The 19,066-nt window shown below is 31.7% G+C and carries 16 protein-coding genes; 4 read left to right on the forward strand and 12 right to left on the reverse strand.

Going from position 1 to position 19,066, the window contains the following annotated elements; genetic code table 11:
• Nucleotides 1–15: 15 nt before the first annotated feature.
• The gene (gene radC / locus WNY78_RS09410) at nt 16–714 is read right to left on the reverse strand and encodes a DNA repair protein RadC (RefSeq protein WP_342872941.1); all 699 of its coding nucleotides are present in this window, start codon (nt 712–714) and stop codon (nt 16–18) included.
• 60 nt (nt 715–774) lie between these two features.
• On the opposite strand from radC, the gene WNY78_RS09415 reads away from it, so the two are divergent.
• Both WNY78_RS09415 and WNY78_RS09420 read left to right on the forward strand, forming a co-directional pair.
• On the forward strand, nt 775–1,218 hold the full coding sequence (locus WNY78_RS09415; RefSeq protein WP_342872942.1) for a DUF1569 domain-containing protein: 444 nt from the start codon (nt 775–777) through the stop codon (nt 1,216–1,218).
• A gap of 31 nt (nt 1,219–1,249) precedes the next feature.
• Nucleotides 1,250–1,843 carry an FMN-binding negative transcriptional regulator gene (locus WNY78_RS09420; protein ID WP_342872943.1) on the forward strand — a complete coding sequence of 198 codons (594 nt, stop codon included), beginning with the start codon at nt 1,250–1,252 and terminating at the stop codon, nt 1,841–1,843.
• 65 nt (nt 1,844–1,908) lie between these two features.
• Here WNY78_RS09420 and WNY78_RS09425 read toward each other — a convergent pair whose 3' ends face one another.
• The 6 genes from WNY78_RS09425 to WNY78_RS09450 form a co-directional block, all read right to left on the reverse strand.
• A complete protein-coding gene (locus WNY78_RS09425; RefSeq protein ID WP_342872944.1) occupies nt 1,909–2,544 on the reverse strand; it encodes a hypothetical protein in 636 nt (211 codons plus the stop codon).
• A gap of 10 nt (nt 2,545–2,554) precedes the next feature.
• A complete protein-coding gene (locus tag WNY78_RS09430) occupies nt 2,555–3,193 on the reverse strand; it encodes a hypothetical protein (protein WP_342872945.1) in 639 nt (212 codons plus the stop codon).
• A gap of 13 nt (nt 3,194–3,206) precedes the next feature.
• On the reverse strand, nt 3,207–3,848 hold the full coding sequence (locus WNY78_RS09435) for a hypothetical protein (protein ID WP_342872946.1): 642 nt from the start codon (nt 3,846–3,848) through the stop codon (nt 3,207–3,209).
• A 117-nt stretch (nt 3,849–3,965) separates the two neighbouring features.
• Complete coding sequence (locus WNY78_RS09440; protein ID WP_342872947.1) at nt 3,966–5,357, reverse strand: hypothetical protein; 1,392 nt, start codon at nt 5,355–5,357, stop codon at nt 3,966–3,968.
• Between the two features lie 120 nt (nt 5,358–5,477).
• Nucleotides 5,478–6,833, reverse strand: a complete 1,356-nt coding sequence (locus WNY78_RS09445) for a Mur ligase domain-containing protein (protein WP_342872948.1) — start codon at nt 6,831–6,833, stop codon at nt 5,478–5,480.
• A gap of 81 nt (nt 6,834–6,914) precedes the next feature.
• On the reverse strand, nt 6,915–7,868 hold the full coding sequence (locus WNY78_RS09450) for a hypothetical protein (RefSeq protein ID WP_342872949.1): 954 nt from the start codon (nt 7,866–7,868) through the stop codon (nt 6,915–6,917).
• 277 nt (nt 7,869–8,145) lie between these two features.
• Here WNY78_RS09450 and WNY78_RS09455 point away from each other — a divergent pair, with 277 nt between their 5' ends.
• A complete protein-coding gene (locus WNY78_RS09455) occupies nt 8,146–14,274 on the forward strand; it encodes an MG2 domain-containing protein (RefSeq protein ID WP_342872950.1) in 6,129 nt (2,042 codons plus the stop codon).
• Here the strand turns inward: WNY78_RS09455 and WNY78_RS09460 are convergent.
• The 5 genes from WNY78_RS09460 to WNY78_RS09480 all read right to left on the reverse strand — a co-directional run bounded on the left by WNY78_RS09460 (nt 14,271) and on the right by WNY78_RS09480 (nt 18,074).
• Nucleotides 14,271–15,014 (reverse strand): LytTR family DNA-binding domain-containing protein, encoded by a 744-nt coding sequence (locus WNY78_RS09460; protein WP_342872951.1) that lies wholly within the window; start codon nt 15,012–15,014, stop codon nt 14,271–14,273. The genes WNY78_RS09455 and WNY78_RS09460 overlap by 4 nt on opposite strands.
• The gene (locus WNY78_RS09465) at nt 15,011–16,069 is read right to left on the reverse strand and encodes a histidine kinase (RefSeq protein WP_342872952.1); all 1,059 of its coding nucleotides are present in this window, start codon (nt 16,067–16,069) and stop codon (nt 15,011–15,013) included. The genes WNY78_RS09460 and WNY78_RS09465 overlap by 4 nt, the downstream gene beginning before the upstream one ends.
• Nucleotides 16,070–16,112: 43 nt before the next feature.
• Nucleotides 16,113–16,622: a hypothetical protein gene (locus WNY78_RS09470; protein WP_342872953.1), complete on the reverse strand. Its 510-nt coding sequence runs from the start codon at nt 16,620–16,622 to the stop codon at nt 16,113–16,115.
• Nucleotides 16,623–16,871: 249 nt separating this feature from the next.
• Nucleotides 16,872–17,171, reverse strand: a complete 300-nt coding sequence (locus tag WNY78_RS09475) for a PDZ domain-containing protein (RefSeq protein ID WP_342872954.1) — start codon at nt 17,169–17,171, stop codon at nt 16,872–16,874.
• A 144-nt stretch (nt 17,172–17,315) separates the two neighbouring features.
• The gene (locus WNY78_RS09480) at nt 17,316–18,074 is read right to left on the reverse strand and encodes a retropepsin-like aspartic protease (RefSeq protein ID WP_342872955.1); all 759 of its coding nucleotides are present in this window, start codon (nt 18,072–18,074) and stop codon (nt 17,316–17,318) included.
• A gap of 560 nt (nt 18,075–18,634) precedes the next feature.
• Here WNY78_RS09480 and WNY78_RS09485 point away from each other — a divergent pair.
• A complete protein-coding gene (locus tag WNY78_RS09485; RefSeq protein ID WP_342872956.1) occupies nt 18,635–19,033 on the forward strand; it encodes a DoxX family membrane protein in 399 nt (132 codons plus the stop codon).
• The last annotated feature ends 33 nt before the right edge of the window (nt 19,034–19,066 follow it).

Raw genomic sequence — 19,066 nt, forward strand, 5'->3', positions numbered from 1 at the left:
GAATATTCAGTAAAATTATAATATATTTTCATCAGCAAAACTAAAGTATGCTTTTTCGGTGATAATTAAGTGATCTAGGACTTTTATGTCTAAACTTTGAGCTGCTACTTTTAATTTTTGTGTCAGATTTTTATCGGCTTCACTAGGTTTCAAAGTTCCTGATGGATGATTGTGTGCCAAAATTAAACCTACTGCTCCAACTTCTAAAGCAGTTTTAAGCACTAATCTCACATCAACCAAAGTGCCAGTGATACCACCTTTACTCAATTGATTTTTTTGAAGTACTTTATTAGAATTGTTGAGATAGACGATCCAAAATTCTTCATGAGGTAATTCTCCAATTATGGGTTGCATGAATTCAAAAACAGATGCGCTAGATGTAATTTTTTGCTGTTGCAACGCTTCTTCTCCTCTACGTCGTCTTCCCAACTCCATAGCTGCAGCAATAGAAATGGCTTTAGCTTCTCCAATCCCTTTAAAAGTCATCAATTGCTTTAATGATTGTTTCCCAAGTGCATTGAGATTATTATCAACACTTGCCAAGATACGCTTGCTCAAAGCAACAGCACTTTCGTCCCTATTGCCAGAACCTAAAAGTATGGCAACAAGTTCAGCATCACTCAAAGTAGATTTTCCTTTGTCTCTAAGCTTCTCTCTTGGTTGATCATCTTGCGACCAATTTTTTATCGAAAACGATTCCGATTTTTCTGTCATGTCCTAAAGATATATATTGTAACTTTCTGGTGCAATTAAATTAGATTAAATAAGACAAATATGAAATCTTTATTTACACTTGAAGCTCATGATGAAATCATGAAGAGATTAAACAATCTTGATGAAAATTCTGTAGCAAATTGGGGCAAAATGGATGTTAGCCAAATGCTATGGCATTGTCAAGGCCCTATAAATATACAACTAGAAAAAAACAATTATGGACTAAAACCTAGTTGGTTTGCCAAAGTCTTTTTTAAGAAATCGCTGTACAATGATAAGCCATGGCGAAAAGGATTACCAACAGCAAAGTTTCTAAAAACTAATGATACTAAAGATTTTTCTTCGGAAAAAGAACAACTCACAACATTAATTGATGAAGCATTTTCTCATCGTGATAAATCAGAATGGAATCCGCATCCTGCATTTGGTTATTTTACAGCACAACAATGGGGAGAAATGCAATACAAACATCTAGATCATCATTTAAAACAGTTTGGTGTTTAAATAATTTAGTATAATAAAAAATTACACACAATTGAACTATCCACCAAAGCATCATCAAGACAACGACAAAGCGCATTTAATTGAAGTTATTAAGACGTATCCTCTGGCTACGCTCATTTCCGTAGAACATAATGCACCATTAATTACACATTTGCCATTAATATTAGATGGCGAAAAGTTGATTGGTCATATTGATATTTATAATCCGCAAGCCAAACTTTTAAAAGGTAATCGTGACATTACTATTTTGTTCTCTGGACCTCAATGTTACATTTCGCCGAGTATTTATAGCACGACACAATTACCAACTTGGAACTACATCAAACTACATCTCAAAGGAACGGTAAACGCTATAGAAAGCAAAGCAGCTTTAAAACAATCTTTAATAACTATGACTGAGTTTCTCGAAGCTCCAGACCACAAATACGTGTTAGAACCTGATAATCCTAGATTAGATAGAAACTTAGATTACATAAAAATGTTTGAGATTGAAATCACGTCTTGGGAAGGAAAATTCAAATTATCTCAGGATAAAAAACCTAAGGATATACAATATGCTCGTACAGAATTGATTCGTGCAAATCAAGAAAGTGTGAAACAATTTTTAGATACCGTTTTTAAATAAAAAAGTCTCAATTCTTAATGGATTGAGACTTTAAAATTTTAATATGTTTATTTATTATTTATTATTTATTGAACATTATAAGAATCCAAACGCCTAATAATCACTGGCACATCACTAGATACAAATGAAGTTGTATCATAAATTAAACCAATGCCTTCTGCATAATAAAAGCGATCTAAGCCTGACGATTGCTCTCCATCTGGTAAAATTGCATAGCGTTCAGAATTTATACAATCAAAAGTTCCTGCTTCAACATTGAGTATTGTAGTATCTTCTGTTAATTGTTCTACGATATTTCCCCAACTATTTTCGCTTACAATTCTAACTGTGTAATCGTTATTTGTAAATTTAACTTCACCTGTACTCAATATGAGATTACCTTCAGATTCTCTTAAGTATTCAAAATGTTCTCCATTGGGATTACAAAAGGTAATTTGATCTTCATTACCTGTTGTTAAACGTCTAAATTTAAAATAGGTGTTTCCGTCAATGACTTCTGTAGAGATAATACTTATGGCATCAACAACTCCTGTGTCTTCATAAGTTTGAGTGTTTTGATCGTACCTATAATTTTTGTACTCCCAAGAATTACCAACGGTTAAAGCGTAAAAATTAGAGTCAGTTGTTTCTGGTGTTTGAGAATCATCTTTTGAGCATGAAAACATCATTAGTACTATTGAAATAAATATAAATTTTTTCATAATTACTGATTTATTGAACATTATAAGAAATTAAACGTTTTTCTATATTAGGAATTTCAGCAGCAAATGATGTAGGTGTTTCCATTACTAATCCAACACCATTTGCATAATAGAAATAATGACGACCATTCCAAATTCCCTCTTCGTTGTGATCAAAATAGCGATACATTTTTTGACACTCAAAAGTACCAGCTGTTGTAGTAACAGTTTCTGTTTCTTGCTCTAGTTGAAAATATAAACTTCCATTTGAATATTCCCGATCTAAAATAGGTTCAAAGACATTATTTACAAATCTTATTCTTGAAGTATTATCAATTAAATAACCTTCATATGCTCTGATATATTCTTCCTTTTCTCCATTAGGATTACAAAACGGGATTTCATCATCATTTCCCGTAGTTACAGTTTTATAGATATAATAGTCATCTCCTAAGATATTCTCAATACTTGTTATAGTAATATTATCTATAACACCTGTTTCTTCATAGGTTTGATATTCTTCATTATATTGGAAGTTTTCATACATCCATGAATTACCAACAGTTAAGGCATAGAAATTGGAGTTTTGAGTTTCAGGTGCTATAGAGTCATCACTTGAGCAAGACAAACACAGTGTTATAAGTACTAATATTGAAATTTTTTGAATCATTTTTGTCTTATTTTTATTGAACATTGTAAGAATCTAATCGTCTTATTACTTCTGGTGTTGCTCGTGTTGCAAATGATTTAGTATCATAAATTAAACCAATGCCTTCTGCGTAATAAATATTATCTAAAGAAGGTAATGTCACACCACCTGAGGTTTCTGCATAACGTTGTTTGTTAAAACATTCAAATGTTCCTGCAGGAACATCTACTGTTACTAAGTCTTCTACTAATATCTCAAAAACAGTTCCCCAATCTTGGGCATTAATGATTTGTTCTGTATAATCTGTGGTTGTAAAAACAATTTGATTATTTTCATTGACAAGACTCCCATCAACTTCTCTAAAAAACTCAAACATAATACCATTTGCATTACTCCATAATGCTTCTTCATCTGGACTTCCACTCGTTTTGGTTCTAAATTTGAAGTAGGAATTTCCAAAAATATTTTCTGTACCTACAATAGAAACTGAATCTATAATTTCTATATCTGTATAAGCCTCACCATTAAAATCATATCTTAGGCTTTTATACACCCAAGAGTTACCAACAGTTAAAGCATAAAAACCAGGATCTTGAGTTTCTGGTGTGATAGAATCGTCGTTTGAGCATGAAAATAAACATGCGAATAGGCATACTGTGATAAGAATACGTTTCATAATAATAAATTGGTTTGAAATTGATTAATAAACGTAGTTGTGTAGAATAGAGTTGTTGGTTTGGTTGATTGTAGGAATAACGTGACAATCTACTAGTTATTATATTTCCGAAGAAAATTATTTTTTGTTATAACTTTCAATAGTCCTTATTGGATATTTATCTCTGAGTTTTTTCTGTTCTTCATAGAATGCATTATAATCTCTATATTCATAAAATTCTGTTTGTTCTTTTTCACGTAGCTCATGCACTGCCTTAAAGTAAGCTGATAAAACTGTTATATAATCTTCATAAGTTGTTTCACTAGAAACAATAAAGTTCACAGCATTATCTTGATTAAATTGATTTTTAAATTTTTCAATTAACTGCTCATTAGGAACAATCAAACTATCAATAATTATTATTTTTTCTACGAATACATTTAAAGTGTCTTTAAATGATGGGTTGTATGGAATTGGTTCCACCATTGGTGGATAATAAGATTTTTCTTTAGGTCTAAATTGAAGTACATCTGGAGTTATTCTTTTACTAAAACCTGTTTGTTTAAATCTTCGGGTTAGCTCATCTTCATTGAATACATTATAAGTTATACTATACTGACCATAAGAATAAAAAGCTGCTTCAATTTGTTTAATATAATTGAGCTCTACATCCTTTTCTGCGGAAATTCTAATTTCCAAATAATCTATAAGTTCTTCTCTCGCTATGGAATTGCGTACTCTATTAATCTCATTAAAAATATCCTGAATTTCTATCTCTTCATTAAATTCATTTCTAATAGTGATTTTGTTATTTTCATTTCGAAATATTTTGAAAGTAACACTTGGATAATATCTTCTATTTCGCTCTTGATTAAAGAAAGAATTAGGTAAATCTACAATTGGATTCGATTCCAAAGCCATTTTATCAATTGCTTTGTAATTGACTATATCAATCTTACTTAAACCGAATGAAATCAAACAAAAGAGCAAAGCATGTATTGACAAATATTTCAATCTTTTAGGTCTTAAAACTCGACTCAAAGATTTCCATGATTCAAGATATAAAACAATAATTAAAACTATGGTGAAGTACTTAAAAAGTATTGGAAGCTTAAAATCAATACAACAAAATGAAAATACTCCAAGCAATAAACACAATTTCCCAAACCAGTAACAAAAATTTAAATTCAAGAAAACTTGGTCAATAAGAATTCTTCTTCGCTTCAGGCTCTTCTTAGACATAGTCTTCTGAGTGCTTCCAAAAATAAAGCTAATTACTAATGAATTACTAAAAATTAACGAGAGTGCAGCTAAGAATAAATTATAGAAATTTCTACTCTCTTCACTGAGGATATTAGGATATAATCCATAGTCAAAAGACATGACTCTGAAATATTCCCTCATTACATATAGAAAACTGTAAATTATAAATGCAAAAGAAACAGCAACAATAGTATAAACCAACAACTTTTTCCTAGATAAGTTTCTAAGATTTATGCTATCATCATAAAATCGCCTTTTGAATTTCATTAAAGATTTATTATAACAATTTGTAAAGAAATAAGTAAAATTGTTACATAATTATTGAGGTTATAAGTAATATAATTCAATTTCTAATGAGATTCTGAAACAAGTTCAGAATGACAAATCTTACAGAAAAAGATCTTTAACCTCTCCAAAATCTAATCCACCATAATTACCAGAACTCATCAACAACAACGCTTTATCGTCAAAGTTTTGAGAAAACAGAAACGATTTAAAATCCTCTGGATTGGTATAAATAATCAAATCGTCACGCTCAAAAGCGTTAGCAATTTGCTGGTGAGTGACTTCTTCTAGTTTTTTGATTTCTACTGCATGAGGCGAGTAAAAAACAACAGCAACATCTGCAGCATCGAGAGCGCCTTTGTATTCTTTTAGAAATTCGGCATTTAAACTACTATAGGTATGTAATTCTAAACAAGCCACTAAAGTTCTATTTTCGTACTGTTCTTTTACAGCGTTTGTAGTTGCTTCAACCTTACTTGGTGAATGTGCAAAATCTTTATAGGCGACGCTGTTAGAAGTTTCAGCAATTTTCTCTAAGCGTTTGCTTGCACCTTTAAATGTAGAAATAGCTTCATAAAAATCATCTTCGTCAATTCCCATATGCTGACAAATCCATTTGGCACCAGCAAGATTATTGAGGTTATGTTTTCCGAAGACTTCAATTGGCAAATCACCTTCTGGTGTTGCTAATAATGTTTGTCCGTTTTCAACTCTATATTCAGGCGTTTGATATGCAATTTTACGAATTTGATTTTCGCTTGCTTCAACCACTCGTTTTACTTCGGAATCTTCTTCGTTATAATTTATGCTTCCGCCTTGTACAATACTATCTACAAATATGGAGAACTGCTCCACATAATTCACATACGTTGGAAACACATTAATATGATCCCAAGCAATCCCACTCATTAATGCAATATTTGGTTTGTACAAGTGAAATTTTGGTCGTCTGTCAATTGGTGAACTTAAATATTCATCACCTTCTAACACGATAAAATCATTATCCTCAGTGAGTTTTACCATCACATCAAAACCTTCTAATTGTGCACCAACCATATAATCAACATCACGATCATGATAATGCATCACGTGTAAAATCATAGATGTTATAGTTGTTTTACCGTGACTTCCTCCAATAACAACACGCGTTTTGTGCTTGGATTGTTCGTAAAGAAATTCTGGATAACTATAAATTTTAAGATTGAGATCTTGTGCTTTTAAAAGTTCTGGATTATCGGCTTTAGCGTGCATTCCTAAAACGATAGCATCTAAATTTGATGTAATTTTTTCTGGAAACCAACCAAATGCTTCAGGCAATAATCCTTTGGCATCTAACCTAGATTTTGAAGGTTCAAAAATAGTATCGTCACTTCCTGTAACTTGATATCCTTTATTGTGAAGTGCTAAGGCAAGATTGTGCATTGCACTTCCTCCAATAGCTATAAAATGTACGTTCATGTGTTGTGTTTTCTAGACGTTCAAATATACTAATTGAAGAGTTAAGTATAAAGTCTAAATAGATAACTTTTAATTAGAAGTTTATAAACCTTGAATCGTTGTTTTCTCTTCCTCAAAAACATCAATCTCAGGCAAATCTATAATCGCCTTATCAATCCATTTTAAAGCATCTTCCTTATTTTTTCTGAATTTATAAATCTGCGCCAATCTATAATAAGCCCAAGCTTTTGGTACTCCGTCTTTAGCAGAATAATTCTCAATATAAGTTAGCAAACATTTCTCGCCTTTATCTAACTCAATATTATACTCTGCACACACTTTCCCAATTTGATAATGCATCGCGTTACGCTGATGTTTTTCTCCAGAGGCTTCAATATTTTTGATAGCTTTATCTGGTTGTTTTTCCTTTTCGTATAAACCGGTAAGTTTATCAAAACAAGTTAGTGAACCTCCTGTTTCTATAGCTAATTTGTAATATTTCTCTGCTAATTCTGGTTCGTCATCATATTCATAGATATACCCTTTTGCTAAATAGCCATCTACTTTTGAGAGCGCTTCTAATTCATTAGCATATTTAAAAGACTTGCTTTTACTGCCTCCAACAATGCCTGGTAATTGCATGTATAATTCTACCAAAGCCCAACGTGTGTCAATATGTTTTGGATCTAATTCTGCCGCTTTTAAAAAGGCATCTTTAACATCGCCTATAATACCGAGTGCTTTTAATTTACTCACACTAAGCGCTTTCATTCCTAAAGCACCACCATATTTATAATGAAAATTCGCTTCGCTTGGTTTTCCTTCTACTAATTTTTTATACTGAACGATTGCCTCATCCCATTTTTTCTGGTGACCATAGGCATCGCCAAATAGTTCTATAGCTTCTAGATCGTTTTGATTGTTTTTAACGTATTGAGAAAGTAGTTGTTCTGCCTTTTTAAACTCTTTTTTATCAATGAGTTTTTTGGCATCATTTAATGACGACTGACTAAACATAACAACGGGAAATAAGAAAAAAGATATTAAATACTTCATGTGTTTATATATATTATTTATTAACGATCACATGCTTTTTGCTAATAATAAATTATGAATTTGATTTATATTTCGCATGCTCGTTTCATATCAATACTTACGCAAAAAAGATACCAAAAGATTTTTGATTTTATTATGGTATTATTTTTGATTTTCAAAAAGCAAAGATAAGGAGTTCACTATAAAAATTACTAACTTCACTCATCCAAACAAAACAATCACTCATTTGTTGTTTTCTTCGGAAGAATAAAGGATTAGTTTTCCTAAAATTAAAATTATGAAGCCAATTATAAGCATACTAATGATCATATTATTTGCAAATTTCTCTAATGCTCAAACCGAAGACTATGCCAAACTTTGGCAAGAAGTCGATGAGTTTGAAAGTCAAGGTTTGCCAAAATCTGCATTGAAAATTGTTGAAACTATTGAGAAAAAAGCAAAAGCTAGCAAGAATACACCTCAGGAAGTTAAGACGTTACTTTTCCGAAGTAAATATGCACTCATACTAGAAGATGAAGCGCAATTTAAAATTATTGGTGAGTTTAAAGATGCGATTTCAAAAAGTGAATCGCCTACAAAAAATGTGCTTCAAAATATGTTGGCTACATTATATTGGCAGTATTTCACTCAAAATAGATGGAAGTTTTATAATCGAACGAAAATTGATAATTCAACAGACTCTGCAACTACTGAAGTAGATTTTAGAACATGGGATTTGCAGACTTTATTTGAGGAAATTCACAAAAATTATGAGCAGTCTTTACAAAACGGACTCATACTCCAACAAACCAATCTAGAGGATTTTGAAGCAATCATTATCTCTCAAACCAATTCTAAAATTTACAGACCTACGCTTTTTGATTTGCTATCACATCAAGCCTTAAATTTCTATAAAACTTCTGAAACTAATATCACCAGACCTGCTTATAAATTTGAAATTAATAATCCAGCTCTTATTGGGAAAGCTAGTGATTTTGCAGTGATGCGATTAGAATCTAAAGACACCATGTCTTTACAATTAAACGCTTTAAAGATTTATAAAAGCTTAATTAAATTTCATTTACAGGATGAATCACCTCAAGCACTTGCAGACGTAAATCTAGAACGTTTAACCTTTGTTACGCAACATGGCATTTTTGATAATAAAGAGCATCTTTTACTAGAAACTTTAGGTCAGGAAAGTAAAAAATGGAATGCTGCAAACAATAGTGTAGCTGCATTATACGATTATGAAATTGCAAAAGTTTATCAAACACAAGGTAATAGTTATCAACCAAAAACGAATGATACACATCGTTGGAAACTTAAAGAAGCATTACAACTTTGTGAAACTGTCATCGCTAAATATCCAAAAAGTCAAGGTGCAGATAAATGCAACATTCTAAAATCTCAAATACTAGCGCAATCCCTACAAATATTTACTGAAGATGTGCTGCCTATAAACGAGAATGCCCTCTCACTAATTACGTACAAAAACCTAAACAACATTCAATTTAAAATTGGAACGGTTACAGATGCTGAGTTAAAAGTCATTCGAACGTATAATCAAACTGAAGAACGACTTAAGATTTTAAATAACATGAAAGCGATAGAAAGCTGGACTTCTAATTTAAAAGACGAAAATGATTACCAGCAACATCGTACAGAAATTGCAATTCCGAAGTTAAAAAACGGACGCTACATCATCTTTGGTCAAGTTCAAAACGACAACAAAACGTATGCGTTTAAAGAGATTCAAGTTTCAAATCTTGCTTATATTCAAAAAGAAGATAAAGGAGATGTCACTTATCAAATAATTGATAGAACAAACGGAAAACCTGTACAAAACGCAAATATTACGTTAGAATACGTTAAAAATTATAACGGAAGTTATAAAACAGACAAATACATTACAGATGTCAATGGCGAATTTTTAGTCAAAAAAGCAGAGTACAATCGTTCTCAAATAAAACTCACAATTAAAGCCAATAATGATACTGTTTTATTTGAAAGCTTACACCTCAACCGTTATTATGACTACGGAAATAATAATTCTAACAAAACCCTTTACAAAGGATTTATATTTACTGACAGAAGCATCTACAGACCAGGTCAACCGCTATATTTTAAAGCGATTGCAATGACAACCAATACCAACAAAACCGAAGTTTTAGCCAATAAAACTGTTAACGTTACACTCTACAATACTAATGGCGAAGAAGTCAAATCTTTAGAATTAGCAACTAATGAATTCGGATCTGTTGCTGGAGAATTTATCATTCCAAATAATGGTTTAACAGGCGATTTCTCAATAAGACTCAAAGGTGATAACAACTTAAATGCCTATCAATCTGTTTCGGTAGAAGAATATAAAAGACCAAAATTTGAAGCTAAATTTACACCTGTTACAAAAACTTATAAAGTTAATGATACCGTTACCGTAAACGGAAATGCGATTGCGTACGCAGGCAGCAATATTACAGATGCAAAAGTGGTGTATCGAGTACATAGAAAAGTGCAATATCCAAGATGGTACTATTGGTACAGACCTCATTTTAATTCTGAGCCACAAGAAATTACGCATGGAGAAACGACCACTGATGCAGATGGTAAGTTTGAAATAGACTTTAAAGCCATACCAGATGCCACACAAGATAAATCTGCGTTACCAACGTTTAGTTATGAAATCACAGCAGATATTACAGATATCAATGGCGAAACTCGCAGTGCAACTACAACCGTAAATGTTGGGTATCATGCGCTGACTGCTCAAATTAATATCGCCAACCAATTAGATAAAGATGATAGCAAACAAATGTTTTCTATAGATACCAGAAATCTAAATGGTGAGTTTGTTTCTGCAAAAGGAAACATTAAAATCTATAAACTTAAAGCACCAAATGCTGTTTTAAGACCTCGTCCTTGGGCAGCTCCAGATTATCAGGAGTTTACTGAAGCTGAGTTTAAAACCATGTTTCCAAATGAAGCCTATACCAATGAACATGATTCTAAAAACTGGGAGAAAGGCGAACTTGTTTATGATAAAGATTTTAATACTGAAACCTCCAAAGAACTCCAACTAGGTAAAATCAAACGTTGGAAATCTGGAGCTTACATCGTCATTTTAGAAAGTAAAGATCGTTTTGGTCAAGCCGTTAAAGATGAAGCTCAAACTATGGTTTACAGCAACGATGACAACACCTTAGCAGATAATCAGCTCTTTAATATTACGACTAATAAATCGTCCTACGGAATTAATGATACTGTAGAACTTGTAATTGGTTCTTCTGCGGAAGGGTTATTTCTTACTATAGAAATTGAGAAAGATCATGACATTATAAGCAAGCAAATCATTGCACTTAATAACAATAAACAAACGATAAAAATCCCTGTATCTGCAAAAGATTTAGGTGGTTTTGTGGTGCATTATAGTTATGCATTTAAAAACAGTTTCAATAACGGAAGCTTAAATATCAATGTGCCTTATCCTAAAACAGATTTAGAAATAGAAACACAAACCTTTAGAGATAAATTACAACCAGGAACCGATGAAACTTGGCGTTTTAAAATCAAAGGGCCAAAAGGCGATAAAGTCGCTGCAGAATTGTTAGCAAGTATGTATGATGCCTCTTTAGATCAATTTAAAAGTCATAATTGGTCGTTTAATCCAATTCAACAACCCTCTTACTATTCGTCGTATAGATCAAATTCTGGGAGGAGTTTTACAATGAATCCGTTTACAGTTAACAATTTACAAAAAGGGTCTAGAAATTATAGCGTTCAAAATTATGATGCTTTAAATTTCTTCGGGATGTATTTTGGGTATGGAAAAACAGTAATAATTAGAGGAAGAAATTCATTATCCTCACCTCAAGTTAGGGAAGAAGCAATGTCATTAATGGAAGCAGATGAAGAATTAGAAACGGTAATGGTAATGGATTCAGCAAGTAAAAAAGCTATTGTTTTTAATAGTAAAACTGAACAAAGTGGAGGAGCAATAATTGCTGAAATCACTGAAAAGGATAAAGAAAAACAAAACTTCGACGACGTAAAAATCCGCAAGAATCTTCAAGAGACTGCTTTCTTTTTTCCGCAGTTACAAACCGATAAAGATGGCAATGTAAGTTTTAGTTTCACAACACCTGAGGCTTTGACCAAATGGAAATTACAATTATTAGCGCATACAAAATCGTTAGAAAGCGCAACTACGTCGCTAGAAACTATAACTCAAAAAGAATTGATGGTCATCCCAAATGCGCCTCGCTTTTTGAGAGAAGGTGATAAAATTAGTATCAGAACTAAAATTGCTAATCTCACTGAAGGTGCACTAGAAGGTGTTGCAGTGCTTCAGTTATTTGATGCGCTTACAGGAGAGTCTATTGACGGTAAACTTTCAAACGCTTATAATGATTTAGGATTTAAAGTTTCAGCAAAAGGAAATACAAACGTCACTTGGAATCTCGAAATCCCATTTGATGTAGACGCTGTACAATACAAAATCATAGCAAAAGCAGGTGATTTTAGTGATGGAGAACAAAATGCGTTACCAGTATTGAGTAATAGAATGTTGGTGACAGAAACGTTGCCAATGTGGATTAAGAGTAATGAAACACGAACGTTTACTTTAGATAAGTTGGCAACGACAACATCTACAACGCTTAAGCATCATAAGTTAACATTAGAAATGACATCAAATCCTGCTTGGTATGCCGTACAAGCTTTACCATATTTAATGGAGTATCCTTATGAGTGTAACGAACAAACCTTTAGTCGTTATTATGCCAATGCTTTAGCAAGTCATATTGCGAATAGTAACCCGAGAATTCAGGAGGTTTTCAACCAGTGGAGAAACACAGATGCATTATTATCTAATTTGGAAAAGAACCAAGAATTGAAATCTATTTTAATTCAGGAAACACCTTGGTTACGAGATGCTCAAAGTGAAACCGAACAGAAAAAACGTATTGCTCTACTATTCGATTTAAACAAAATGAATAACGAGTTAGACTCTGCAATGCGTAAACTCAAAAACGGACAAATGAGTAATGGTGCATGGTCTTGGTTTAATGGAGGACGACCAAACCGTTACATCACTCAGCACATTATTACTGGTTTTGGGCATTTAGATAAACTAAATGTCACGCTGAGCGGAGTCGAAGCGTCTGAAGAAAACCAAATGATTCAAAAAGCAATCGCTTACTTAGATGCTGAGTTTGTACAAGAATATAAAGACATAAAAAAGTATAATAAAGATGTTGATTTAAGTAAAGATCACCTGAGCTACACGCAACTGCACTATTTGTATATGCGTAGCTTTTTTCCGGAGATAAAAAAATCGAAGCAAGTCCAAGAGATTACAGATTATTACCAGACGCAAATCCAGAAATACTGGCTGAGTCGTGCATTATATGCCAAAGGTTTAATGACGTTAGTGTTACATAGAATGGATGATGAAAGCACATCTGCAAAAATTTTAGAATCGTTGCGTGAAACGAGTATTACTTCGGAAGAATTAGGAATGTATTGGAAAGAAAACACGAATTCTTGGTATTGGTATCAAGCTCCAATTGAAACGCAAGCCTTGTTGATTGAGACGTTTTCCGAAGCTGGAAGTGTCATTCAGAGCGAAGCGAAAAATCTCGAAGACATTGACAATCTAAAAATCTGGTTACTTAAAAACAAGCAAACCAACCGTTGGAAAACCACTAAGGCTACAACCGAAGCTGTTTACGCATTACTACTTCAAGGTAGCGATTGGCTAAGCGTTACAGACATGGTTGATATCGTGATTGGCGGACAACAAATTGAGCCTTCAAAATTAGAAGATGTTAAGGTAGAAGCTGGAACTGGGTATTTTAAAACGAGTTGGAATTCTTCGGAAATTGAACCAGACATGGCAACCGTGAAATTAACTAAAAAAGGTGATGGCATTGCTTGGGGAAGTTTATACTGGCAATATTTTGAGGATTTAGATAAAATCATCCCGATAGCTATCGGGACAGAAACGCCTTTGAAACTGAGTAAAAAACTGTTTAAGAAAACCAATACAGATACTGGAGAGCAAATCACAGAAATCACACCAGAAACCGATTTAAAAGTTGGCGATTTGGTAAGAGTTCGCATAGAACTTCGTAGTGATCGTGCTATGGAATTTATCCATATGAAAGATATGAGAGCTGCAGGATTAGAACCAGTAAATGTCATGTCTCAGTATAAATATCAAGACGGATTAGGTTATTACGAGGCAACAAAAGATGCATCAACCAACTTCTTTTTTGATTATTTACCAAAAGGCGTTTACGTTTTTGAATATGATTTAAGAGTAAATAATGAAGGAGATATGAGTAATGGGATTACGACGATTCAAAGTATGTATGCTCCAGAATTTAGCAGTCATAGTGAAGGCGTGAGAATCAAGGTTGATTAGAAACTTAACTGTTCTTTAAATAAATAAGATTGTCGTCTGGAGATTTCAATTTCTTCTCCAGATTGCATTTCTATTTTTAATTTCCCGTTAAACCAAGAGATCACTTTTTTAACGTGATGGATATTTATAATCTGTTGCCTATTAGCTCTAAAAAAAACATCTGATGGGAGTTTTTCTTCAATCTGTGCCAAAGATTTATAAATCAAAGGTTTGTTGTTTTCAAAAAAGACACGTGTATAATTACCTACAATTTCAAAAAGTGTAATGTCTTGAATTTTGACTAACCAACACTTTTCTCCGTCCTTAATAAATATTTGTTTATCGAGATTTAAAACATCCTCTTTAGTTTCATCTGCGGAAATTTTAATTTCTGAATCTTTTGTTGCACTCTCAATAACCTTTTCTATACTTTTTGAAAATCGTTTTTGATTGATTGGTTTCAATAAATAATCAAAAGCATTGTACTCAAAAGATTTTATAGCATATTCATCAAAAGCTGTTGTAAAAATAGTAATGGGAACATCATCGAGCATTTCAAGAAGCTCAAAACCATCTTTTTCTGGCATATTAATATCCAAGAACAACAAATCGGGTTTCGTCTCATTGATAAGTTTAAAACCCTCATCTACATTTTCTGCTTCTCCCAAAAGTTCAATCTCTTGATGTGTTTTTATCAACTCTTTTAACTCATTACGAGCTAAACGAGAATCTTCAACAATTACAGCTTTTAAAGTGATCATAACAATGGTATTTTTATAGTAGCAATCACCTGATTTTCTATTTCCTTTATATTGAAAGTTGCCTTGTTTGAATACAATAAATCCAAGCGTTGCTCAATATTTTTTAGACCTAATTGGGTGGAGTTTACATGTGTTTTAATTGTGCCAGAGTTCTTGACTTCTATTTTTAAAAATTCTGAAGTAACCTCTGTAGTCAATACCACCTTTCCTCCACTTTTTAAGTTTGAAATCCCGTGTTTAATGGCATTTTCAATCAGCATTTGGATAATCATTGGCGGAATTTGCTTTGTCAATGATTGGTCATCAATATGAGTTTCAAATTGTAAACGATCCTCAAACTGAATTTTAGAAATCTCCACATAATTATCTACCATTTCTAACTCATCTTCAAGTGCAATTGAGCTCACATCATTTTTTGTAAGTGAATAACGTAAAGTTTCAGAAAGACTCGTGAGCATACTTCGTGCTTTATCAACATCTTCTAACATCAACCCTCTAATATTATTTAAACTGTTAAACATAAAATGCGGATTGATTTGCCCTTTCAACGTGTTTAATTGAGATTCTTTTAAGCTAGTCTGTAATTGTGCTTGACGCAACTTAATTGTATTGAGATAATAATAAATTTTTATAGTAAAAACGACAAATAACCACACAATAAAATACGTAGTAAAATGTGGCACATTGGTCATTTTCATGAAAAATGTAATACTTGAATCTCTTTCTAAAAAATAATGTATAAGAATACTAAGGGTTGGCCAAAGCAAAAGATGATAGATGACTTGTGTCACTATAAACACAGCGATCAGTTTAACGACATCCTTTTTGGTGAAATTGGCGACATTGAAATAATTCTCTAAATAAAACAGAATTATAAAAGACAAAATAAAACCTAAAAACCCACATGTAAAACCTTCTGTAACTAAATAGTAAAAGCGGTTCGTACCGACACCTTCGGAATAAGAAATTTTATCTAGGGTAAGCATCAAAAATGCAAAGGCAATCCATCCTATGAAATTTAAAATCCAGTATTTGTAATTTGTAATTAACTTCATTTAGTGATGGGTCATAAATTATATAAGCGTTATAAACTGATTCTTAAAAACGGTTAATTATTTCCATTTCGGTTTCTAATCCTTCAACTATTTTATCAACTTTTTTATAGGCTAAATTCCCAAAATATGAACTCACTGCAATATAGCATATCGTAACCAAAATTGCCTGACCTTTTAACTCCAAAAAAGATATGGCAAACGGTAAAATAGATAACATCCAAAAACTCATAAAATACATTTCGTATTTTTTTCGCTTTTTCATGTAGCTTTTAAACGTTGAAATACTCGAAATTAATGATGTTTGCGTATACGATTTCTGCTTAATACCAATTAATGATAAATACTTAATCATATAGTAAGCGAGACCTAAAATCCCTATACTCAACAAAACTACCTCTAACGTCTGATCTCGTGATAGATAAATGATTTTTAAAGACACTATAATAATTATAAAGCAAGATAATTTTGCCATTACAGACCCCTTTAATAGGGATTTAAATGTTTGAAGTTGCTTTTGAAAATCGTCTTTTGTTTTTGAATTATTGAGTTTCATAATTATAGTTTTTAATTCAGAAAAAGGGTGATGATAATGTCTAGAATTGCTTTAATTATTGTGATCATAATACTGTTTGTTTATTTGATTGAGTATAAAAATAAGATCCTACTTGAAATATTCCTATGAAATTATGACGAGCGGTAAATAGGTTATGCCGAACGGAAAACCTTATTAAAAAGAGGTTGAACAACTGTTCTGTTCAACCTCTTTGTTGATTGGTTATTTTTTTAGATGTTTGGTTTTTTTTTAAAGTAATTCTGTTTTTCGTAATTCAAAAGTTAGTTCTTTTCCATCTCTAAATATTGTAATGGATAATTGGTCTGTTATATTATCAAAACCGTTACTCAAAATATCACAATAATGGTCTTGTTTAACTTTAGTATAATTAATACGATCTATATTTAATATTACATCTCCTTGTTTTAAAAATTTTGATGCATTAGAGGTCTCGACAATGGCATTTACATAAACGTTTTCATCTTCATACATCGTGGAAAACCCATAACTTTTATAAGTGTCATTACCTGCTTTAGAGATTTCTATCATTTTTATTTTTTTATTTTTCCAATTTAAGATTACTCTATAATTTTTAAAGAATGCCAAACCTAAATTGTTACCACTTCCGCTTTTCACACTTGTAAATACATTATTAACAGTATGATCTCCTATTTTTAATTCATCAATAAGTGTTTAGTAAAATGGTTTATTTTCTGAACGACCAAAACCGCCAAAACTTTTTTGAGAACCTTCTACATACTTCGTAATTAACTTAGCATCTAACTGTTTTTTAAAATGGTCTATTCGCAATAAATTAGTTCCTGAATTTCCAAAATCCACGGTATTATTTAACACCTTTTTTCCATTAATTTTTAATGTAATAGATGGAATTCCTGCAGTTCCTATATATAATTTAGACGCTATTGTTTCTGTAGGAATGTCTAAGTTTTTTTCGTCATTCGTTATCGTAATTAATTGGTTTTGAAAATCGAAATCCCAAACTGCCTTTCTCATTAAATTAGACCCGATAAACCCATCTATTTTAGTACAGCTGATCTCAGTTATTTTATTAAGGTCAACTACTGCGGCTATAGTTTCTTGAAAATCAATAGTTCCAATTTTAATATTATTAATTCTAGTATATTCTGCTGAAACTTCTTTGGCATTTACATCTTTTATTTCTTCAGAACCTAAGATATTTACATTTAGCTCTTCAGCTAACTCTTTAGTAATTAAGTTTGAAGAACCTGTGTCTAAAAGAAAATTGTAAGCTTTATCTTGAATTTCTACTTCTAAAATAATCCAACCGTTGACATACGTAAAGGGTATTGTAGTTTTAAAATTTTCTTGAAGCACATTTCCTTGTTTCAATATTTTGTCAATGTTAGAACCTGCACAACTTGATAGTAATATTAATGTTATTAGCGGATAAAATAATTTGTTTAATTTCATAATTAAAGTTTGTTTAAATAATAAGTTTTGTGATGAATAAATGTTCGTTAATTCTTTCTATAATAGTTAAGGTTATATCTTAAATTTTTAATTCTCCTGTCCAAGTTCCTTTTATCGCTTTTGCTTGTAACAACAATGTTCCTAACAATGTGATGGCATTGGAGATGTACTTATTTTTTTTAATGTAATTTTTCATGATTTTTAATATTTGTATTGAGATTATTTTATTAATGACATGATAAAACTACAGCATCATATTTGAGTAAAAATCTAAAATATGTTAAACGGTAAAATGAAATATGTAAACGGAAAACAGATTTAGAAACACATCGTTATGACACAAAATACTTCTTGTATCGTTGAGATTCTTTAGTTGTGCTTATTTCTATATGACAAAATGCTTTTATCATACACAGTGGTAAATTATAATGCTTATTGTTATTCAGAGTGCAACGAAGAATCTCTTATAATTCATACTGTTAGGTAGTAATCGTTTTATCGACAAAGGCAATCATATAGTATAAATCACTATATTTATTTACTAACTAATAACAAACATTATGAACCCTAAAGTATTTATGGTCTTGAGAATTATACTCGGACTTTTCGTTTTAGTCTTTGGACTAAATAAATTTTTTGAATTTTTACCAGCACCAGAAGGCATGAGCGAAGAGGCAATGGCTTATTTTGGAGCATTAGTAAATTCTAAAACAATGGTATTGGTTGCCATTGTTGAAATTGTTGCAGGATTAGCTCTAATCTTGAACAAATTTGGAGCTTTATTAGCATTGATATTAATGAGTGTATCTGTAAATGCTGTTTTATTTCATGCCGTTTTAGACCAAGCAAATATTGCAGGAGCATTAGTATTATTAGTACTTAATATTGCTGTATTATATGGTTATAAAGATCGATTTAAATCTTTGACCTATACCAATTTATTGAATAACAACGAATAGTTGTTATAGTTATAAATAAAAAAGAGCCTTAAA

The sequence above is a fragment of the Psychroserpens sp. AS72 genome, from assembly GCF_038900375.1.
Lineage (GTDB): Bacteria > Bacteroidota > Bacteroidia > Flavobacteriales > Flavobacteriaceae > Psychroserpens.